Origin of the sequence: Kribbella sp. NPDC023855, from assembly GCF_040639475.1 — a bacterium.
Lineage (GTDB): Bacteria > Actinomycetota > Actinomycetes > Propionibacteriales > Kribbellaceae > Kribbella.
The window spans coordinates 167,889-189,257 of the sequence record NZ_JBFAAA010000007.1 but is presented as its reverse complement, the minus strand read 5'-3'; the positions used below and the strand labels follow the sequence as shown (position 1 = coordinate 189,257).

Annotated in this window: 15 protein-coding genes; 11 read left to right on the top strand and 4 right to left on the bottom strand. The window is 66.9% G+C overall.

The window, feature by feature from the left end:
- Window positions 1-47: 47 nt before the first annotated feature.
- The gene (locus AB0F51_RS24900) at window positions 48-2,834 is read right to left on the bottom strand and encodes a carboxypeptidase regulatory-like domain-containing protein (protein WP_360283833.1); all 2,787 of its coding nucleotides are present in this window, start codon (window positions 2,832-2,834) and stop codon (window positions 48-50) included.
- Between the two features lie 169 nt (window positions 2,835-3,003).
- Between AB0F51_RS24900 and AB0F51_RS24895 the strand changes: the two genes are divergently transcribed.
- The 3 genes from AB0F51_RS24895 to AB0F51_RS24885 are packed head-to-tail and all read left to right on the top strand — an operon-like array spanning window position 3,004 to window position 5,514.
- The gene (locus AB0F51_RS24895; RefSeq protein ID WP_360283831.1) at window positions 3,004-3,999 is read left to right on the top strand and encodes an NADP-dependent oxidoreductase; all 996 of its coding nucleotides are present in this window, start codon (window positions 3,004-3,006) and stop codon (window positions 3,997-3,999) included.
- A gap of 26 nt (window positions 4,000-4,025) precedes the next feature.
- The gene (locus AB0F51_RS24890) at window positions 4,026-4,877 is read left to right on the top strand and encodes an alpha/beta hydrolase (RefSeq protein WP_360283829.1); all 852 of its coding nucleotides are present in this window, start codon (window positions 4,026-4,028) and stop codon (window positions 4,875-4,877) included.
- A 19-nt stretch (window positions 4,878-4,896) separates the two neighbouring features.
- Window positions 4,897-5,514, top strand: coding sequence for a helix-turn-helix domain-containing protein (locus AB0F51_RS24885; protein ID WP_360283827.1), 618 nt, complete (start codon window positions 4,897-4,899; stop codon window positions 5,512-5,514).
- Between the two features lie 6 nt (window positions 5,515-5,520).
- Here AB0F51_RS24885 and AB0F51_RS24880 read toward each other — a convergent pair whose 3' ends face one another.
- Together AB0F51_RS24880 and AB0F51_RS24875 are read right to left on the bottom strand one after the other, a co-directional pair.
- Window positions 5,521-8,226 carry a CBM35 domain-containing protein gene (locus AB0F51_RS24880; protein WP_360283825.1) on the bottom strand — a complete coding sequence of 902 codons (2,706 nt, stop codon included), beginning with the start codon at window positions 8,224-8,226 and terminating at the stop codon, window positions 5,521-5,523.
- A 3-nt stretch (window positions 8,227-8,229) separates the two neighbouring features.
- Window positions 8,230-10,332: an alpha-galactosidase gene (locus tag AB0F51_RS24875; protein WP_360283823.1), complete on the bottom strand. Its 2,103-nt coding sequence runs from the start codon at window positions 10,330-10,332 to the stop codon at window positions 8,230-8,232.
- A 92-nt stretch (window positions 10,333-10,424) separates the two neighbouring features.
- Here AB0F51_RS24875 and AB0F51_RS24870 point away from each other — a divergent pair, with 92 nt between their 5' ends.
- Genes AB0F51_RS24870 through AB0F51_RS24855 form a run of 4 tightly spaced genes read left to right on the top strand, consistent with a single transcriptional unit; the run spans window position 10,425 to window position 14,549 of the window.
- The gene (locus AB0F51_RS24870; protein ID WP_360283821.1) at window positions 10,425-11,519 is read left to right on the top strand and encodes a LacI family DNA-binding transcriptional regulator; all 1,095 of its coding nucleotides are present in this window, start codon (window positions 10,425-10,427) and stop codon (window positions 11,517-11,519) included.
- Entirely contained in the window at window positions 11,516-12,835 is a 1,320-nt protein-coding gene (locus tag AB0F51_RS24865; RefSeq protein WP_360283819.1) for an ABC transporter substrate-binding protein, read from the top strand. Before AB0F51_RS24870 ends, AB0F51_RS24865 begins: the two co-directional genes overlap by 4 nt.
- Window positions 12,836-12,879: 44 nt before the next feature.
- A complete protein-coding gene (locus AB0F51_RS24860) occupies window positions 12,880-13,704 on the top strand; it encodes a sugar ABC transporter permease (RefSeq protein ID WP_360283817.1) in 825 nt (274 codons plus the stop codon).
- Window positions 13,701-14,549 (top strand): carbohydrate ABC transporter permease, encoded by an 849-nt coding sequence (locus tag AB0F51_RS24855; RefSeq protein WP_360283815.1) that lies wholly within the window; start codon window positions 13,701-13,703, stop codon window positions 14,547-14,549. The genes AB0F51_RS24860 and AB0F51_RS24855 overlap by 4 nt, the downstream gene beginning before the upstream one ends.
- A 39-nt stretch (window positions 14,550-14,588) precedes the next feature.
- Here the strand turns inward: AB0F51_RS24855 and AB0F51_RS24850 are convergent, their stop codons facing one another.
- Window positions 14,589-16,430: a rhamnogalacturonan lyase gene (locus tag AB0F51_RS24850; RefSeq protein WP_360283813.1), complete on the bottom strand. Its 1,842-nt coding sequence runs from the start codon at window positions 16,428-16,430 to the stop codon at window positions 14,589-14,591.
- 308 nt (window positions 16,431-16,738) lie between these two features.
- Here AB0F51_RS24850 and AB0F51_RS24845 point away from each other — a divergent pair, with 308 nt between their 5' ends.
- From AB0F51_RS24845 to yjfF, 4 genes are read left to right on the top strand one after another with little or no spacing between them, the layout of a single operon-like run.
- A complete protein-coding gene (locus AB0F51_RS24845; RefSeq protein ID WP_360283811.1) occupies window positions 16,739-17,743 on the top strand; it encodes an ABC transporter substrate-binding protein in 1,005 nt (334 codons plus the stop codon).
- Between the two features lie 7 nt (window positions 17,744-17,750).
- Window positions 17,751-19,325: a sugar ABC transporter ATP-binding protein gene (locus AB0F51_RS24840; protein WP_360283809.1), complete on the top strand. Its 1,575-nt coding sequence runs from the start codon at window positions 17,751-17,753 to the stop codon at window positions 19,323-19,325.
- Entirely contained in the window at window positions 19,318-20,352 is a 1,035-nt protein-coding gene (locus tag AB0F51_RS24835) for an ABC transporter permease (protein WP_360283807.1), read from the top strand. Before AB0F51_RS24840 ends, AB0F51_RS24835 begins: the two co-directional genes overlap by 8 nt.
- Window positions 20,349-21,350, top strand: a complete 1,002-nt coding sequence (gene yjfF, locus AB0F51_RS24830) for a galactofuranose ABC transporter, permease protein YjfF (protein ID WP_360283805.1) — start codon at window positions 20,349-20,351, stop codon at window positions 21,348-21,350. The genes AB0F51_RS24835 and yjfF overlap by 4 nt, the downstream gene beginning before the upstream one ends.
- The last annotated feature ends 19 nt before the right edge of the window (window positions 21,351-21,369 follow it).

Below are 21,369 nucleotides of genomic sequence, written 5' to 3'. Positions count from 1 at the left end.
GCAATAGCAAGGATGTTAACGTAAACAGAGAGTCACGACCGCGGTGTTCACAGACCGTAGGCGATCCGGATTCCGTCGACGTGCGCGCTGCCGTAGTTCGTGCTGTTGGCGTAGAGGGCGATCCCGCCGACGGCGGGCATCGCAGTACGGAACGGCTGGTCGTCACTGACTTGAGCGCCGTCGATGAACAGGTCGAACCGCTGGTTCACGGTGTCGACGACCAGCCGGACGTCGTACCAGCGGCCGACCTCGTACGTCGCGACGGTGCGCGATGTCGTGCCTTCGTACGCGATGATGTTTCCCTTGTCGAAGGCAACACTGACGGCGGCCGCGCCACTCTCGGTGGTCAGGTAGGGCAGGCTGAACCAGTTGTTACCCGATACAAAGGGTTGGTCGCGTATCACCCGCGTCTGCACTGTCACCAGTCCGCGCAAGGGAGTCGCGAAAACCTGCGAGATGCCGGTCCCCGCGGTGCCGCCGGTGTTCGCCGATCGGGTCAGGCGGACACTGCGGTCCGTAGCCGACGGCAGATCGACGACCTCCACACTGTTGCCCAGAGCACTCACTTTCCAGCCGTCGGTCCCCTCTGGCAACGGGCCGGGCTGCAGTTGGTCGAAGGAGTGATTCTGCAGGTTGTCCGGCGTGAGGCCGGCCAGCAGGAACGCACCCGCATCGACGGTGGCCGCGGGCGGGACGGAGATTCCGCCGCGTTCCACGCTGTGCCGGCCGTCGAGCTTCGCCACCAACGTGTAGCCGGTTCCCATCGGCATCGCGGGGACGACGAAGACGCCGTCCGGGCCCGATTGAGTCGTGGCGACGGGTTGCCCGTCTCGCAGTACCGTGATGACCGCCCCGGTGAGAGGGGCCGCTCGCTCGTCGAGCACTCGCCCGGTGATCGCTCCGTCGGTGTTCTTCAGTACTACGGCCAGGTCGCTCCGCGTGCTGTCGCCCCGGCGAAGCTCGACGACGGCGCTGACGGGGGCGAAGCCGTCCTTGGATGCGTTGATGGTGGCCTCGCCGAAGGGCAGTTGGGCGATGCGATAGAAGCCGCTGCTCTCGGTGGTGGTCTGGAAGGTTTGCCCAAGGGATGTCGCCACGACTGTCGCACCGGCTACCGGGTTACCGAATTGGTCGCGGACGAAGCCGTTGACCGCCTCCCAGTTCTGCCGCTGGGGCGTCCGGTACTCGAAGGCGCCGATGTCGGGCAGGCCGCGGTAGAGCGTCGTACCGGCGTAGTCGCGTCCTCCGTTGCCGGGGATCGCGAGCCCGGTGCTGACCGCCGCCGAACCCGACGACGGCCGGAGCGCGAGGGCGCGGTCCAGTTGAGGTCCGGTGGTCTCGGTGCCGTACGGACCCGAGATGGCGCTCGCGAACAGCGGGTCGCCGCGTAGTGCGTGAGAGTCCGACGCCGGTACGGCGAGTTGCGCGCCGCCGTACAGGTTGTTGTCGTAGGCAATGGTCGGACTGGTGGTGAGGGAGGCGCCGGCCCGGGTGGAGTAGAGGGTGTTGTTGCGGAGTACGTAGGTTGCCAGCAACGAACTGCCGTAGCCGTAGACCAGGTGGTCGCTGCGGTCGTTGTAGATCGTGTTGTTGTAGATCTGCGCGGTCGCCGCCCGGTCCGAGTGCAGGTAGATCTGGTACCGGGTGTTGGCGGCGATGGTGTTGTAGCGCACCACCACGTCACCGAAGGAGAACTGGCAGATCAGGATGCCGTCGCCGTTGTGGTGCACGAAGTTGTACTGCACGACGACGCGGGTCGTCGCTTTGTCGGGATCGATCGCGTTGGAGTCGGCGCCGCCGGCCTTCTGCTGGGTCTCGTAGACCTCGTTGTGCTGGATCACCACGTCGTCGGCGTAGTACGCCTCGATGCCGGAGGTGCCGGCGCGGTAGACGACGTTGCCCTCGATGAGTGCTCCACGGACGTCGGTCAGGTACATCCCGTTGCACGCGTAGTCGCTGCCGTCCTGCTGGATGAAGTTGTTGCGGATGACCACGTTGGTGTGCGGAGTGAACCGGGTATCGGCCGCGTTGGCGCGCTCGCCCCAGCCGGTCGGGACGGCGCCAGGGGTCGAGCCGGTGTACTGCTTGACGGTGATGCCCGCGAAGGACGTCCGCTTGACGGTGGAGTTCTCGACCACGATGTCGTTCAGGACGGTCGCGGTACCGGGCGCGGCCTGGTCGGCGACCGTGCCGCGGAAGACGATGCCGCCGGTGTTCTTCGACCGGTCCCACCCGGTCTTGAAGGTGACGCCGGGTGCGTTGCCGGCCGGGTCGCCGCCGATCCAGTTGACCTCGCCGGTGACGTCGTGGACGTCGACCGCGTCGATCCGGAAGTGGTTCAGTTGCCCGCCCTGGTCACCGCTGACCTGGATGCCGCGCAGATCCCGCAGGTTGGTGCCCGGACCGCCGGTGAGCGGGCGGGCGTTGGTGACCTCGAGGTTGCGGAGCTCCCAGTACTGCTGGTTGAAGAGGCGAACCGTCTCGGCCACCTCGCCACCGCCGTGGATCGCGGGTTTCGGGCCGGCGCCGTACCGGTCGACGACGATCGAACGGCCGGCTGATCCGGAGCCCTTCGGCCACAGCTGCCCGGCCCAGCTCTGGCCGGCGCGCAGCAGGATGCGGTCGCCCGGCTGGAAGGTCCGCGCATTCACCTTGTCGAGCGTGCGCCAGGCCCGCGCGGGCGACGTACCGGCTGCGTTGTCCGACCCGTGGGCCGCGTCGACGTAGTAGCTCTTGCCGCCCGTGTCTACCGCCGCTGCCGATTGCTGCGGCGAGAGAAGACCGAGGCCGAGCAACGCGAGCACCAGCACCCAACGACCGAGCTTCGTACCCATGGAAAGCCCTTTCCCTCGCCGTGGGGCGATCTTCCAAGCCGCACTGCGCGATGGCAATGCCGAACGCGATGAGTGACCGGATCCGGCCACTGAGCGATCGGGTTGACATCTTTGCTGAGTAAGCTCATATTTGAGTCAACTCAGAAATCAGCACAAAGGAAAGGTCGTCATGCGAGCGTTCGTCGTCAATCGGTACAAGGGGCCACTGCAGCAGGCGGAGGTTCCCGAGCCTGTGGCCGGCGAGCGCGACGTGCTCGTGCAGGTCCGGGCGGCGGGACTCAACCAGCTCGACGAGAAGATCCGGACGGGGGAGTTCCGGCAGATCCTCCCGTACAAGCTGCCGCTGATCCTCGGCAACGACGTCGCCGGAACCGTGATCGGCGTCGGCGCGAAGGTCCGGGGATTCCGGCTCGGCGACGAGGTGTACGCCCGGCCCGGGCAGGACCGCATCGGGACGTTCGCGGAGCGGATCGCGATCGCCGAGGACGACCTGGCGCTCAAGCCAGCGACGATCAGCTTCGAGGAAGCGGCCTCGCTACCGCTGGTGGCGTTGACCGCCTGGCAGGCCCTCGTCGAGCGGGGCAACGTGCGACCGGGACATCGCGTCCTCATCCACGCGGGCTCCGGAGGCGTCGGGACGGTCGCGATCCAGCTCGCCAAGCACCTCGGCGCCACGGTCGCCACCACGGTCAGTGCCGGCAACGCCGAGTTCGTCCGCGAGCTCGGGGCCGACGTCGTCATCGACTACCGCACCCAGGACTTCGAGAAAATGCTGGACGGGTACGACCTCGTGCTGGACAGCCTCGGCGGCAAGAACCTCGAGAAGTCTCTGCGGGTACTGCGTCCTGGGGGCAAGGCGATCGGCATTGCCGGGCCGCCCGACCCGGCGTTCGCCCGCGAGCTCGGCACTAACGCCGTGCTCCGGCTGGTGATGACCGCGCTGAGCGGCCGCATCCGCCGCCAGGCTCGGCGGCTCGGCGTGAAGTACGAGTTCCTCTTCATGCGCGCCAGCGGCGACCAGCTCCGCCAGATCACCGCCCTCGTCGACAGCGGCGTGCTGCGGCCCGTCGTCGGACGGGTCTTCGACTTCGACCAGACCACGCAGGCGGTGCAGTCGCTGAGCCAAGGCGGCCTGCGCGGCAAGGCCGTCATCACCACACCCTGATCCACCACAGAAAGCAGGAGCACACCATGAGCACGAACAATGTCGTCACGGCGTACAAGGACGCGCCGGCCCGCACCGTCGAGGCCGGCGGCGTCACCTACGCCTACCGCGAGCTGGGACCGAAGGGCGGCATCCCCGTCGTCTTCTTCGTCCACCTCGCCGCGACCCTCGACAACTGGGACCCCCGGATCGTCGACCCGATCGCGCGGAACCGGCACGTCATCACGTTCGACAACCGTGGCGTCGGCGCGTCGACCGGCAGCGTTCCGGACAGCGTCGAGGCGATGGCCGACGACGCCTACACGTTCATCAAGGCACTCGGCTTCGACCAGGTCGACATCTTCTCGTTCTCCCTCGGCGGCATGATCGCCCAGGACCTCGTCGTCAAACACCCCGAACTCGTCCGCAAACTCGTCCTGACCGGTACGGGACCACGGGGCGGCAAGGACATCGACAAGGTCGTCGCCACCACGTACTACGACATCCTCCGCGCGACCCTGACCCGGCAGGACCCGAAGGAGTTCCTGTTCTTCAACCGCAACGCCACCGGCAAACCCGCCGCCCGCGCCTTCGTGCAACGCCTGCAGGAGCGCATCACCGACCGCGACGCGGACATCTCGCTGAAGGGGTTCCGGACGCAACTGAAGGCGATCAAGAAGTACGGCCGCTCGGCCCCGGCCGACCTGTCGACCTTCACCCAACCCACCCTGATCGCCAACGGCGACAACGACCGCATGGTCCCCTCAGCCCTCTCCGAAGACCTGCACCGCCGAATCAAGAACTCCCAACTGATCATCTACCCCGACTCCGGCCACGGCGGCATCTTCCAGTACCACGACAAGTTCGCCCCCATCGCCGTCGAATTCCTCGGCCGGTAATATTCGGAGGCCACGGGACATGAGGGTGGTGGTTATGGCGGGTGGGGGTCAGCGGGTGGGGCGGCGGGAGCGGAACAAGCAGGAGAAGCTCGAGCGCATCACCGCAGCCGCCCGGGAGTTGTTCGCCGAGCGCGGGGTCGATGAAGTTACGACCCAGGAGATCGCGGACAAGGCCGATATCGGTGCGGGCACGTTGTTCCTCTACGCCAAGACCAAGGGCGAACTGCTTCTGCTCGTGCAGAACTCCACGTACGCCGAGGCGCTTGCCCAGGGCAAGGCGGATGCGGAGCGCGTGCCCGATGAGCTCGAAGCCGTGATGTCGATTGTGCGCCCGGTCGTGGAGTGCAACCGCAAACAGGTCGACAACGGGCGCACGTACCTGCGGGAGATCGTCTTCGGCGACCCCCAGGAACCGCATCACCGCGACGCGCTCCTGCTGACCGTGCAGACCGAGCAGGCGATCGCCGAGGTACTGCGGCGGAACGACCGCATCGGCGCCGACGAGGCCGCGACCCTCGCGCACATCGTCTCCGCGATCATGTTCGTCAGCATGGCGGCGACGATCAACCTCGCCAACCCGGTCGACGACGTCGTCCGGGAGATCAGAGACCAGGTACGCGTTCTGATCTCCCGGTGACGCGAGTTACCGCTGAGTGGTTGTGGGCGTGCCGGTGGTGATCGGTGCGATGGTGAGCTTGTCGATATCAGGCGCGTAGGCACCGGCGTTGCCGAACACCAGTGAGCCGCCCGAGGTGCTGAGCGTCACCGGGATCGTGCGTTCGAGGAAGCTGTCCCACGCGTAGGTGTAGCGGAAATAGGCGTGGCCCGCGCTGGCCGCGCCACCGGTTTCCTTCACGTCGATTCGACGATCGACCACCTGCGGGTTGTAGGCGTGCGCACCGCCCAGCTCGGCGTTAGCGTAGGTGACCGCGACGTTGTAGGTGCCCGGCTTGTCGAAGCCCGGTCCGCGCGGTACTTCGAAGGTGTTGCCGGAACCGTTGCCGACGAACCCGATCCCCTTGAGCCCGGAGGCGTTGCTGCCCGAGGCCGTCGAGTAGGTGTTCACCACGGTGGTGCCGTGGCGGACGGTGCTCTCGGCCTCGATGGTGACCGCCGCGCTGTCCGAGGCCGCCGCGCGAGTGGTGCTGACCTGCTGGAGCAGCATCCCGTCGGCCGTCATCAACTCCACCTCATTGATGCCCTGGGCAAGGTGTACCCGCACCGTCGAACGCCAGTTGCCGAGTCGTGGCGCGCTGAGCGTCGAGACCGGGCGACCGTTCACCAGTACGCCGATCGAGGCGGCTCCAGTCGTCCGGTAGTCGACGCTGACGTCGTAGTACCCGGTCTCCCAGGCGTTGGCGTAGACGTCGGCGCGCTGGCCGGCCCCGCGGAGCTTGGCGAAACCGCGAGCCTTGGGAGTGCCGTACGAGAGGGCCGCGCCGCCGGAGTACCGCAGGGTCGAGGCGGGGTAGACGGTCGGTTCGCCGTCGGTCACGTCGGTCAGCAGGAACTTGTCCAGCGTGATGTCGGAGTTGGGGAGCAGAGTGCTGCCGTCTTCGCTGGATCGCAGCGACAGCGTGTGCTGCCCGGCCGTCAGTGAGATCGTCACCTCGGCGCTGCCGCGGTACTGCCACTTCTGGTACGACGTCAGTGCCAGGTCGGCCGTGTACTGAACCCGGGCTGCGTTGGCGCCGTCAACAAAGAGCGCATGCCGGCCCGGCGTACCTGGGGTGGCGCCGATGACCTGGAAGCGGTACTTGCCGGATCGTGGCACGGTGACTGTCCAGTCGGCCTTGGAAGTCGCTTGGTTGAAGGAACCGACATCGCGACCGCCGGACGCCAGGAATTTCCAGCCGCCACCGGACAGCGGGTCCTGGTCGTAGACCGTGGCAGCGGTGAGATTCGTCTTCTCCGCTTCGATGCTGGTCGTCCACACCTGGTCGACCGCGAGCGCACGATCCTGCTCGGGAGTGACGATCACCTGGTACGCCGCGTAGCGATCGTAGGTCGGCACCTGGAGAGAGACAGCCCCGCCGGACAACGCGACTCCGTCGAGCACCTTGATCACGCGTGGGGTTCCGGCCACACCTTCGGCACCGGACAAGGTGTTCTCGCGCACCTCGATGTCGACCTTGCTACCGAAGACAGTCGGGTCGAGACCTGACAGGTTCAGCGCGACGGGCTTGCTGCCACCGCCGTACAGGACCGTGGCCCGTCGGTTCGCGGTGTCGACCGCACCGATGCCTTGCAGGGTGTCGACGGTGTTCAGGGCCGGCGGGGTGACCTTGACGGTCTTGCTGCCCGCGAGGTCGCCGTACCACTTGTACATCCACCAGCCGGCGTTGGCGGAGTTGGTCCGCGCGCTGTTGTCGTTGAAGTTGCCGGCGTAGTTCCAGTACGCCGTCTGGCCGTCGACCTTGAGGTCCTCCATGATCGACAGCCACTGGATCAGCTGGCCCGGCGTGCCCATGTCCCGCAACATCCCGTACTCCGTGATGTTGATCGGGAGCGGGCCGACGCCCAGCGAGCTCTCGAGACGCCGGTAGTCGGCGAAGTGGGACCGGAAGGTGGCGAGGTTGTCGATGCCGAGCTCGTGCCAGATGAAGATGTCGGGCAGGACCGAGTTGGCCTTGCTGTACTGCAGGAAGTCGGCCGACCGCTGCGGCTGCCAGTGGGTGTCGCCGGGGCCGCCGATCCGGGCGTGCCCCAACTGGTGGCGCGCGTACACCTGCTGGATCTTCGTGTACACCGCCTTCCAGTCCGCCAGGAAGGTCGGTTTCATGGTCGACCAGTTCGCGTACCAGTTGCCACCGTCGGGTTCGTTGAACGGGATGAACACGTAGTCCTTGGCGTGCGCCGACTTGGTCGCGACCGCCTCGGTCACGAACTCGACGATCTCCAGGTAGTCCCAGATGCCGTTGGGAGTGTTGGTGTAGGCACCCGTCGCCTGGTTGTAGGTGCGGGCGTCGCCAGGCCGCACGCCACCGTTGTAGGACCAGTCCGGGTAGTAGTCCTGGACGTAGATGTACATGTCCTTGCCGTGCTTGGCGAAGAACCCGTTCTCGACCTTGAGGGCGTCACCGCTCGGATGCTGCGTCCCGTACGGCGCCTTCTGCGACGTGTTGGTGATGGCCGCCCCGTTGATGAGTGCCTGCGTCGGCGCACCCTCGTCACCGAAGCCGTACAGCGTGCCCGTCGCACCACCCCGGAAGGTACCGGTGCTCTGGGAGAAGTCGACGCTCAGCGCGTCGGTGGTGGGATCGGCGGCCGCGACAGGCGCCACCGACAGGCCGGCTGCTGCAATCGCGAGAACGGTAGAGGCGGCTAATGCTCTGACGACTTGCTTCATGGGCTACTCCTTGGGCGGGGTTTCTCCGACGGCCAGGACGATGGCCTGATAGGCGTTGGGCAGAGTGAGACGCAGCGCCGAGGCGCCGTCGGTGGGGACCAGTTGGTACGTCGCCGGCGTCGCGGCCGGGTAGACCACGTCGACCGAAGCAGTCGTGAGGGCAGCGGGAAGCTGCAAGGTGCGGGTGTCCGTTGCGCCGCCGCGTCGCCAGACGGCCACCAGTGCCTGTTGCCCGGATTGGATGCCGTGGGCAACCCACTCGTCCTCCCAGCCGGGCAGACCCAGGGGCCAGAACGGAACCGCGGTGGAAATGAACTGCCGATGGGAGCGATAGGCAGTAACTGCCTCGGCAACCAGGGCTCGCTGGACCTCGTCCATCTTGTCCAGGTGACCCGAGACCTGCAGCCGGCCGAGCATCCCGGCGCACATCGTGAACACGATCTCGTCGTCGGTGAACGACGGTTGGGGATAGGACCAACTGGCCGCCTGTTCCGGCGCGATCGCGGCAGCGGCTGCCGCGGCAATCGGCGGATACCGGAGGAAGTCCTGCTGATCGCTGGTCGACTGCAACTGCAGGTGGGACAGCATGGCGTAGTCCACCCGCATGCCACCGGACGCGCAGTTCTCCAGAGTGAGGTCCGGATAGCGATCCAGCACGCCGTCGATCCACTGCAGAAGCGCCCGGTTGTGACCGAGCAGACCAGCCCCGGCGGCCACGGCGTCGTGATCCGTACCGACCCCGATGTTGATGTTGTGGTCGAGCTTCAGGTAGCCGACGCCCAGGCCGCCGACCAGCCGGTCGACGACCTCGTCGAGATGCTTGCGGGCCAACGGGTGCCGCAGATCGAGGTGGTACCGGCCGTGCTCGACGACGCGCCGTCCATGCCTTTGGAAGAACGCCTCGTCCGGCAGGAGCTCAGCCACCGTACTGCGAACTCCCGCCACCTCCGGCTCCAGCCAAAGGCCAGGGATCATGCCCCGGTCACGAATGTGGTCGATGATCATCGCCAGGCCGCCCGGGAATCGCTTCGTCGCGGGCTCCCACGCACCGACGCTGTCCCACCAGCCGGTGGAGTCGTCGTCGTACCAGCCGGCGTCGATACAGAACGTCTCGGCGCCGACCTCGGCCGCGGCATCGATCAGGGGGAGGAGCTTCGCGGTCGTCGGGTCACCCATCAGGGTGTTCATGTAGTCGTTGAAGATGACCGGCAGCCGGACCTGGTCGCGGTGTGGTCGCCGGTTTGCGCGCCGCCCCGCCGTCAGAGCAGCGATCACTCCGTCGAAGCCATCGGTAGAGAACGCGATCGTCGCCGGGACTGTGGTGAAGTCCTCGCCGGGAGCCAGTCGCGCGTACCAGTCGTGTTCGGTCTCGGCCGGGCCGAGCAGGCTGACGTAGAGACCGTCGGTGCGCTCGCCGGCCTGCCAGTGCCAGCCGCCGTTGTGCTCGATCTGCCAGCCGACAGCGGCCTGCGTGGACTCGTCGACGACGACACCGAGCGGCAGGCTGCCATCCGACGACCAAGCGCCGAGTGCGGTCCGCGAGAAAGTACCCCGCGGATCGTGCTCGTGCGCACTGCGATTGAGATCGGGCAGCAGTTCACGGGCGGTCGCGGAGATCCAGCGATTCTCGGCGAGCCAGTCGTTGTCGGCCCACCACAGTCGCAGCGACTCCAACGGCGAGGCTGCCAAGGTGCCACCCCAGACAGCAGACGTTACCCATTCCAGATCGACGGTGTCGCTGCCACCGTTGACGATGCGGGACTGAATCCGCACCGCGCCGGCACCCGGTACCGCCGAGAACGTGGTGATCACACTGAGGCCACTGACGTCGTCGACACCGGTGACCGTGAGGGTGTCGGTCGACATCGTGTGGTGCCGATAAGCAAGCCGCCGGCCGGCCACCGAGTCGACGTACCGGCGGGACGACCAGCTTCGGCCGGAGCCCGCGATTCCCAGTTCCACCAGCGGTAGCGGCGCGGCCGGGCGGACGAGGTCCTGATCTCCGATCCGGAGGCGGGACAGCCGAGCCGTCCCGTCGGTGACGGTCAGGTTCAGCGAGAACACGCCGGGGGACCAGTGGATCTCATCGCGGGACTGAGGGCTCAAGAGGGACTCCAAACGGCGGCAACGCCGGTGACGGGGATCGAATCCGGGCCGGGGTCTTGCGCTCCGCCGGTGTTATCGCTAACACTCTAGCCATGTTTGTGACCGGTCACAATGGACCACCCGATGGAGACCCAGCCGCCGCGACGGCGTCGATCCGTGACGTCGCCAGTGCTGCCGGGGTGTCCTACCAGACCGTGTCGCGAGTGATCAACAACCACCCGAACGTCAGCGAGAAGGCCCGCCAGAAGGTCAATGACGCCATCGCGTTGCTCGGCTACCGACCGAGTCGCGCAGCCCGGGCACTGGCCAGCGGAGTCGACCGCGCGGTGACCGTCCTGACCTCGAACAACAGTCTCTTCGGGTACGCCGAAACCCTCGGCGGGATCGAGGAAGCGGCGAGGGCAGCCGGCATCCAGGTCGCCATCCGCGTCCTGGAGTCGGATCGCGCGGACGACGTCGCCGCGGCCGTCGAAGGCGTCAGCGATCCACGGTCGGGGGCAGTGATCGTGCTGGCGTTCGACCGCGCCGGAGCTCGTGCGTTGCGGGCACTTCCCGCGAATGTGCGGTCATCCGCGGCAGCCGAGTCGTATCTCGGTCGCCGCGCACCGGCAGCGGATCGAGACCGCTGGGCCTGGTTCGACGACACGATCGCCGCAGAGCAAGCCACCGTTCACTTGCTCGAACTCGGCCACAAAACCGTTCACCACATAGCGATTCCCTCCACGACGAACGTCGGCGATCGCCAGCGCGGCTGGAAGCGGGCGCTGGTGTCGGCAGGTGCTCCCGTTCCCGAGGTCATCCATCCCCACGGATGGGGCACGGCCGGGGCCCATCAGGAGGCGCTGCGACTGCTTCGCGATCCGGCGGTGACCGCGGTCCTCTGCGGCAACGACGATCAGGCCCTGGGGGTGATCCGCGCCGCCCACGATCTGGGTCTGCGGATCCCGGCTGATGTCAGCGTCGTCGGCTTCGACGACGTACCGGCCGCGGGGTTCTACACCCCGGCGCTGACCACCGTCAGGTTCGACTTCGCGGGACTCGGTCGCAGGGCCTTCGACCTGCTGATGAACAGTCAGGCGCCGGAGCCGGCGCCACTGGAGAAACCGGCTCTCGTAGTACGGGAAAGCACCGGACCCGCACCCCTGCGCCGTACCGGTAAGACCACCAGCGATAAGGACGACCGATGAGCAGAATCCGCAAACCACTGATCGCCGCGATGGCGGTCGCGCTGCTGACCGCGGCGTGCAGCGACCCCGGCGCCGGTACGGCGGACACCGGCTCGGCCGCGCCCGTTTCCTGGCCGGCCGAGACCGAGAAGCTCGACGGGGTGAACCTGACCATCTGGGCCGCGCAGAACAGCAACCTGGTGGCCAAGAAGGTCGCCGCGGACTTCGGTGCCGCGACCGGTGCCAAGGTCACCATCCTCACCGTCCCGGACCCCTACGAGCAAAGCGTTCAGACCAAGGTGGCGTCGGGTGACAAGCCGGATCTCGCCTTCTGGCAGCCGACCGCGTCGCAGCTGACCGCGATCAACGCCAAGCAGAACCTGCAGCCGCTCGACGGAGCGCCGTTCGTCGAGAAGTACACACCGGCATTGAAGGACGCGACTGGTTTGCTGGACAAGACCCGGTACGCGGCCCTGGTGACCGTGCCCGCGGTGGAAGGTGTTTGGTACAACAAGGAGGTCTTCGCCAAGTACGGCATCACCGCCCCGGCGAAGAACTTCGACGCGATGGTCGCCGACGCCCGCAAGATCAAGGCGCAAGGCGGCGTGCCGTTCTACGAGATGGGCGGCGAGAAGTGGGCGACCCAGTGGTGGGTCCAGGTCCAGCTCGCCGACGCGGCCAAGAACGGCCTGTGGGACAAGGTGAACAAGGGCGAGGAGAAGTTCACCGGCCCGACCATCCTGGACGCGATCAAGAAGTACAAGAGCCTGATCGACGAAGGCCTGTTCAACAAGAACCTCACCTCGGCCACCTTCGTGGACCAGGGCAAGGCGCTGCTGACCGGCGAGGCGGCGATGGCGATCCAGGTGAACACCTTCTTCAGCCAGCTGCAGGCGCAGTCGACGACGGCCGAGCTGAACAAGAAGATCGGCTTCTTCCCGATCTCGCCCGGTGGCAACGTCGGCACCAACATCCCCGACCAGTCGAACGCGCTGATCGCCTTCAAGACCGGTGATGCCAAGCGCGAGGCGGCCGCCCGGCAGTTCCTGTCGTACTGGCTCGGTACGGCGTACCCGGACTTCGTGAAGAGCCAGAACACGGTCTCGATCCAGACCGGTGTCGAGACGCCCGCGACGGTTCCGGACGCGCTGAAGGCCAACGCCGAATCGATCGGTACGTCGGTCGGCTCGATGCAGGTACTCGCGATCGTCAACCCCGACCTGTACCTCAACCTGGCCAACATGCTGGCCGGACAGGCCACCCCGGACAAGGTCGCGTCGACCACCCAGGCTCAGTTCGACCAGCTCGCCCAGGCCATCGGGGCACCTGGCTTCTGATGCGCCGCAAACCTTCGCAGCCCCTGGCCTTCCTGGTGCCGGCCATGGCCATCATGCTCGTCTTCTTCTTCGTGCCGAGCGTCTACAACCTGGTCTACGCGTTCACGGACTGGTCCAGCTTCAAGAGCTCGATCAACTTCGTCGGCACCCGCAACTTCAGCAACGTGCTGAACAACGGCGTCCTGCTGGGGGACCTGAAGGTCAACGTGATCTACGCGGTCCTGGTGGCCGTCTTCCAGAACGTCTTCGGCCTCGGGCTGGCGCTGTTGCTGGAGGCGGACACCAGGATCAACCGGTTCGCCCGGACGATGATCTTCATCCCGGTGCTGATGTCGGCGCTTGCCGTCGGCTACATCTTCCAGGCGCTGCTCAAGCCCGAGGGCTCGGTGAACGCGATCCTCTCGTTCGTCACCGGGCAGGACGTGGGCTACGCCTGGCTGAACGACCCGACCTGGACCCTGTTGTGGCTGACCCTGATCCACTCCTGGAAGTGGATGGGGCTGGCGATGCTCATCTACCTGGCCGGGTTGAAGACCATCACCGCCGAGGTGCTCGAGGCCGCGCGCATCGACGGGGTGAATCGCTGGCAGACGTTCCGGCACGTCAAGTTCCCGTTCCTGGCTCCGGCCGTCACGTTCAACGTGGCGACCGCGTTGCTCGGGTCGATGAACAGCTTCGACATCGCGCAGGCCACCACCGGGGGCGGACCAGGTCAGACCACGGAGATCCTGAACATCTTCATCTACCGCACCTTCGGCCAGGGCCTGTTTGCCCAGGCCACCACCATGAGCCTGGTACTGGTCCTGGTCATCTCGCTGATGGCCTTTCCGACGATCATCTTCCTGCGCCGCCGGGAGCGTGTCCTGTGACCACCGCCCGTACTACGGAACGCCGATCGTGGCTGACCACGATCCAGCCGGTGGCCGCCCTGGCACTGGTCGCCGTCGTCGTCGGCATCCCGCTCTGGCTGGTTCTGGTGACATCGGCCAAGTCGCAAGGCGATGCCCTGAACCCCTCGCTGGGACTGCCGACTGACGGCTGGCATCTCGCCGAGAACTACCGCAGGGCGTTCACCGAAGGCCGGGTGATCAAGGCCTTCTTCGGCAGCGCCTCGATCGTCGTACCGGCCGCGGTGCTCATTCTGCTGTTCGGTTCGATGGCTGCCTGGGTGCTGGCGCGGCGAGCGAGTCGCTGGCTGGCGGTCGCGTACGCCGTTGCGATCAGCGGCATCGTGATCCCGCCCGCCGTGATCACGCTGGTCCTGCTGCTGCGTCAACTCGGTCTGGCCGGCACGCTGCCCGGGATGGTCCTGGTCTACGTGGGCATTTACTTGTCCACGGCAATCTTTTTCGTCACCGGGTTCATCCGCACCATCCCGCACGAGCTGGAGGAGGCGGCCCGCGTCGACGGCGCCGGCCCGGTCCGGGTCTTCTTCACGATCATCCTGCCGCTGCTCCGGCCGGTGCTCGCCACCGCGACGATCCTGATCTGCCTCTACATCTGGAACGACGTGTTCTTCGCGTTCTTCGTGATCGGTGGCCGGATGGACACGCTGCCGCTGAACCTGTTCCAGGTCGCCAGCGCCGGGGTCTACCTGAACAACTGGAACCTGATCTTCGCGTACGTGGTGCTGATGAGCATTCCGCTGCTGGTCGTCTTCGCGGTGGCGCAGCGCCGGATCATCGCCGGCATCACCGGCGGCGCGGTCAAGTGACGTGGGGGCGCGGGGCGGTGCGCCCCCACGTCGAACTCGTCAGGGGTTCAGGAAACTTGCGTGCGGTGGTTGGTTGTAGGCGGTGTTCTGCCAGGCGACGGCCAGCCGGTACATGCGGTCCTGCATCAGCGTGACGTGCGAGATGCTGGTCGGCTCGGTCGTGGAGTAGATCCGCAACTTGGTGTCGTCCGTGGTCGGCCAGATGACCTCCTCACGCCAGTCACCCAGGATGTCCGCCTGCAACGCGGGGGTGGCCTTCGTGCCGTTGTTGGAACGGACGCCGCTGCCGGTCAGCAACCGGGTGTCCCCGCCGGTGCCGTACTTGTCGATGTGGGTGCCGTCCAGCAACTCGCGTTGCCGGTCGCCGTCCCACCAGATCACGAAGTTCGTCGAGCCCGGCTTGCGGGCCGCGACCTGCGCGCCATTGGTTGCCGAGCGCAACCCACCGACGGCTGACGACCACACCTCGGCGCCCGTGTTGCCGGCCCAGATGTCGTCCGCCACACCGCGGCCGTTGTCGCAGTTGCACGACGCCGCTCGCCACAGGGTCTGACCGGTCCGCGCGTCGGCCAGCCAGTCGGCCGGTTTGGACTTGTCCTCGGAGGGCTTGTAGACCTCCAGTCCCGCGCGGCTCGGGACGAGATCGCCGACGTGGTAGGCGTCGCCGTGCCCGAGTCCGTTGACCCACAAACCGTTGCCGTTGTCATCGATCGCCATCGCGCCGTACATGATCTCGTCGCGGCCGTCGTTGTCGACGTCGGCGATCGACAACTGGTGGTTGCCCTGTCCGGTCCACGCCGAACCGTTCGACGAACTGTTGCTGTCGAAGGTCCAGCGCCTGGTCAGCGTGCGGTTCGCGTAGTCCCAGGCCGAGACCACGGACCGGGTGTAGTAGCCCCGCGCCATGATGATGCTCGGCCGGGAGCCGTTGAGATACGCAGTACCGGCCAGGAAACGGTCGACGCGGTTGCCGTAGTTGTCTCCCCAGGCGGAGACCGTGCCGCGCGGCGGGACGTAGTCGGCGGTCGCCAGCACCTCACCAGTGGTGCCGCTGAAAACACTCAGGTACTCCGGTCCGGCAAGGATGTAGCCGGACGAGTTGCGATGGTCGGCACTGGAGCTGCCGATGACCTGGCCGGTCCCGGAACGCGTGCCGTCCGCGGTCTTCACCACCACCTCGGCCCGGTTGTCACCGTCGTAGTCGAAGACCTGGAACTGCGTGTAGTGCGCACCGGCCCGGATGTTGCGGCCCAGGTCGATGCGCCACTTGCGAGTGCCGTTCAGCTCGTACGCGTCGAGGTACACGTTGCCGGTGTAGCCGGCCTGCGAGTTGTCCTTGGCGTTCGTCGGATCCCACTTGAGCACGATCTCGTAGGCGCCGTCGGCGTCCAGATCGGCGACCGACGCGTCGTTCGCCGTGTAGGTGTAGGCGACACCGTCCGGAGTCGTCCCACCCGCAGGCTTCTGGATCGGGATGTCCTGGCTGGTCGCCATCGTCCCCACCTCGCCGTCGGCGGCCAGGGTTTTCGCTGCGCCGGTGGTGGGGCGAACGGTGTAGCGGGCATTCGCCGGAGCACCGACATCGGTGTAGTTCGTGACCGAGGTGGTGCCGAGCTTCGTCGATCCGCGATAGACCGCGAACTCGGTGCCGGCCGGATCGTCGTGCAACTGTCGCCAGGAAAGGAAGTTGCCCTTCGCGGTCCGCAGGCTGATCAGGCCGCGGCCGAGTTGGGCGGTGTCGGTGGGGACGGCGGAGGAGAGTGTGGGGGTCGCGTCGGTGGCCGGCGCGGGCTTGGCCTGCGCCTGTCCGGCGGTCAGGCCGGCACCGAGAATCGTGAGGGCGACGACTGTCGCCAGGGGCGGATTGATTCGTTTCATCATGACCGTCCAGCGTCGGGCGCAAAAGCGCGCATGAGGTGGGGCCCGATCGCTTCCTGTGCACGGAAAGCGGTTCCCGAAATGTAGAGCCCGACGCGGACCGTGTCAATGGCACTACGAAGCGTAGTGATTCAGAACTGAGAGCGCTAACAATCAGGCTACGAAGGGGTTGACGCCAGGAACGTTAGCGCTAACATTCAGCCAATCAGGTGTGTGGCCCGCGATCTTCCGAGGGCTGGCCGGGCGCTCTGGTGGGGCTCATCTCTCCCTGGCCGTTCGGACCAGGAAGCACCCAAGATGGAGGAAGTGCTGTGGTGAAGAGACTGATGGCGGCTGCGACGAGTCTGGTGCTCGCCGGAAGCCTGGCGGCGTGTGGGGACGACAAACCCGAGACGAGCGCGGCAAGTGGCAGTGGCGGTAGCGGTGACAGCATCACGATGGGCTTCGCCCAGGTCGGTGCCGAGAGCGGTTGGCGGACGGCGAACACCAAGTCCGTGCAGGAAGCGGCGAAGGCCGCCGGAATCGAGCTGAAGTTCTCCGACGCGCAGCAGAAGCAGGAGAACCAGCTCAAGGCGATCCGGTCCTTCATCCAGCAGAAGGTGGACGTCATCTCCTTCAGCCCGGTCGTCGAGACCGGCTGGGACACCGTGCTGATGGAGGCCAAGCGGGCCAACATCCCGGTCATCCTGACCGACCGCGCGGTCGACTCGAAGGACACCACACTCTACAAGAGCTTCCTCGGTTCGGACTTCGTGCTCGAGGGCAAGAAGGCCGGCGAGTGGCTGGTCAAGCAGGGCGACGCCGCGGACGTGAACAAGGACGGCTCGGTCAAGGTCGTCGAGCTGCAGGGCACCACCGGTGCCGCGCCGGCCATCGACCGCAAGGAAGGCTTCGAGGAGGCCATGAAGGCCAACCCGAAGATCGCCATCGCGGCCTCGCAGACCGGTGACTTCACCCGTGACGGCGGCAAGAAGGTGATGGAGTCGTTCCTGAAGGCACAGAAGGACATCGACGTGGTGTTCGCGCACAACGACGACATGGGCCTGGGCGCGATCGAGGCGATCGAGGCGGCCGGCAAGAAGCCCGGCAAGGACATCCAGATCATCACCATCGACGCGGTCAAGGACGGTATGACCGCGCTGGCCGAGGGCAAGATCAACTACATCGTCGAGTGCAACCCGCTGCTCGGCCCGCAACTGATGGACCTGGCGAAGAAGGTCGTCGCCAAGCAGGACGTCCCGCAGCGGGTGCTGACCGAGGAGACCGCTTTCGACCAGGCAGCGGCCAAGGCGGCGCTGGCCTCGCGTCAGTACTGATCAGCTGATGACCCAGGTGACCACTGCGGCCCTCTCGCCGTCGCTGACCATGCCAGTGGTCGAGATGCGGGGCATCAGCATCAGCTTCCCGGGTGTCAAAGCGCTTCAGGGGGTGGACTTCCGCTTGCTTCCGGGCGAGGTCCACGCCCTGATGGGCGAGAACGGCGCGGGGAAGTCGACGCTGATCAAGGCGCTGACCGGCGTGTACACGATCGACGACGGCACCGTGACGGTGGCCGGCGAGCAGCACCGGTTCACCTCGCCGGCCGACTCGCAGGCCGCCGGCATCAGCACCGTCTACCAGGAAGTCAACCTGTGCACGAACCTGACGGTGGCCGAGAACATGCTGCTGGGCAGGGAACCGCACCGGTTCGGCCGGATCGACGTCCGGGCGATGAACGCCCGGGCCCGGTCCATCCTGGATCGGCTCGGTCTCTCGATCGATCCCGGCTCGGCGCTGGGCGACCACCCGATCGCGGTCCAGCAACTGGTCGCGATCGGGCGGGCGCTCGACATCGACGCGCGGGTGCTGATCCTCGACGAGCCGACCTCCAGCCTGGACGCCGACGAGGTGGCCCGGCTGTTCACGGTGATGAGCACACTGCGGGACCAGGGCGTGGCGATCCTGTTCGTCTCGCACTTCCTGGACCAGGTCTTCGAGATCTCCGACCGGATGACCGTGCTGCGCAACGGCAAACTGGTCGGCGAGTACCTGACCAAGGACGTGAGCCGGCTCCAACTGGTCGAGGCCATGATCGGCCGTGAGCTGGAGACCCTCGAGAAGCTCGAGCACCACGCCGAGGCGCCGGCTCCGGTCGAAGGCCGGGTACCGCTGCTGAAGGTGCTGGGGCTGAGCCGTAAGGGCAGCCTGCAGGCCGTCGACCTGGAGGTCTACGACGGCGAGGTGATCGGCATCGCCGGTCTGCTCGGGTCGGGACGCACAGAACTGGCCCGCCTGCTGTTCGGCGCCGACACCGCGGACTCCGGCTCGATCGAGGTCCGTGGTACCAAGCACAAGTTCCGTACGCCGCGGCACGCCATCGGCGCGAAGATCGCGTTCTCCAGCGAGAACCGGCGGGCCGAAGGCGTGGTCGAGGACCTGACCGTCGCCGACAACATGCTGCTCACGTTGCAGGCGTCCCGGGGCTGGCTGCGGCCGGTCCCGGCCCGGACGCGCGAGCGGCTGGTCTCGGAGTACATCAAGGCGCTGGACATCCGGCCACCGGAGCCCAACGCGCTGATGCGCAACCTGTCCGGCGGCAACCAGCAGAAGGTGTTGCTGGCGCGCTGGCTGATCACCAAGCCGGAGTTGCTGATCCTCGACGAGCCGACCCGCGGGATCGACATCGGCGCCAAGACCCAGATCCAGCAACTGGTCGCGAAACTGGCGGCCGAAGGCATGTCGGTGGTGTTCATCTCCGCCGAGCTGGAGGAAGTACTCCGGCTCAGCGACCGGCTCCTGGTGATGCGGGACCGGGCGAAGATCGCGGACCGGTTCAACACCGACAGCGTCACCGTGGCCGAGATCCTCACGATCATCGCGGGGACGACGGCGACCGAGGAAAGGAAGTCCGATGCGTGACCTGGTCCGCCGGCCGTTGTTCTGGCCGACGCTCGCGCTGCTGTTGCTGCTCGGCCTGAACACGGCGGTGACACCGTCCTTCGTGTCGATGCGGATCCAGGACGGCCACCTGTACGGCAGCCTGATCGACATCCTGCGCAACGGCGCCCCCGTGCTGCTGGTGGCGCTCGGGATGACGCTGGTGATCGCCACCCGGGGGATCGACCTGTCGGTCGGGGCGGTGGCCGCGATCTCCGGTGCCGTCGCCTGCGTGTACATCGCGGGATCGAACGAGAGCGCGACCTCCACGGTGATCACGGCCATTTTCCTGGCGGTCGGGGTCTGCATCCTGCTCGGGTTGTGGAACGGCTTCCTGGTCTCGGTGATCGGGATCCAGCCGATCATCGCCACGCTGGTGCTGATGACCGCCGGCCGTGGGCTGGCGATGCTGATCACCGACGGCCAGATCACCACGGTCACCAACCCGGCGTTCAAGGTGCTGGGCGCGGGCTTCTTCGCCACGCTGCCGGTGGCGATCCTGGTCGCGCTGGCGGTCTTCGGCATCACCTCCGTGCTGGCCCGGCGGACCGCGCTCGGCCTGCTGATCGAGTCGGTCGGCATCAACCCGGAGGCCAGCCGGCTGGCCGGGATCCACGCCCGCACGATCACCTGGACCGTCTACGTGTTCAGCGGGTTCTGCGCCGGGATCGCGGGGTTGATGATCGCGTCGAACACCAGCGCGGCGGACGCGAACAATGCCGGGCTGTGGATCGAGCTGGACGCGATCCTGGCCGTGGTGATCGGCGGCACGTCGCTGGCCGGCGGCAAGTTCTCGCTCACCGGCACGCTGATCGGCGCGATGTTCATCCAGACCCTCGCCACCACGATCCCGACCATCGGGATTCCGGCCGAGGCCAACTATCTCTTCAAGGCGGTAGTCGTGATCGCGGTCTGTCTTCTGCAGTCGCCCAAGGCGCGGGCCGCGCTGCGCAATCGCCGGCCGAGCCGGCCTGTTCCCGTTCCCGCCGCCGGAACCGAGGCAGCATGACCACCACGACCGCGGTGCCCGCGCTGGCGACCCGCATCCGCAGGTACAGCCCGCCGGGACGCTACCTGCCGGTGGCGGCCACCGTCGCGTTGCTGATCGGCATGTTCGGTGCGGGATCGCTGCGCTACGAGGGGTTCGCGGACCCCCAGGTCATCATGAACCTCTTTGTCGACAACGCCTTCCTGCTGGTGCTGGGCGTCGGCATGACGTTCGTGATCCTTGCCGGCGGCATCGATCTGAGTGTCGGGTCGGTGGTCGCGCTGTCCACGATGATCGCGGCCTCGACGCTCGAAGCGGGCTGGCCGGTGATCGCGGCGGTGATCGCCGTCCTGGTCTCCGGCACCGTGCTCGGGACGCTGATGGGCCTGGTCATCCACTACTTCGACGTCCAGCCGTTCATCGCCACGCTGGCAGGGATGTTCCTTGCCCGCGGCCTCTGCTACCTGATCAGCGTCGAGTCGATCCCGATCCGCGACCCCGGCCTGACCAAGTTTGCCCAGGGGACGGTGCCGCTGCCGGGCGGCTACCACATCACCCCTAGTGTCGTGGTGGCGCTGGCGATCTTCGCGGTCGCCGCCTGGATGCTGCACCAGACCCGCTTCGGCCGCACGGTGTACGCCGTCGGCGGCAGTGAGAGCTCGGCGCACCTGATGGGCCTGCGGGTTGCCCTGGTGAAGGTCGGCGTCTACACGATCAGCGGTCTGTGCTCGGCGCTGGCCGGCCTGCTGTTCGCGGCCTACACGCTGTCGGGGTACAGCCTGCACGCCGTCGGGATGGAGCTCGACGCGATCGCCGCGGTGGTGATCGGCGGAACGCTGCTGACCGGCGGCCGGGGCATGGTGCTGGGCACGATGTTCGGCGTCCTGCTGCTCGGCACGATCCAGACCTTCATCTCGTTCGACGGCACGCTGAGCTCGTGGTGGACGAAGATCTCCATCGGCGCGCTGCTGCTGATCTTCGTGGTGATCCAGCGCTTCCTGACCCGCCGGCAGACCTGACCCGCCGGCAGACCTGACC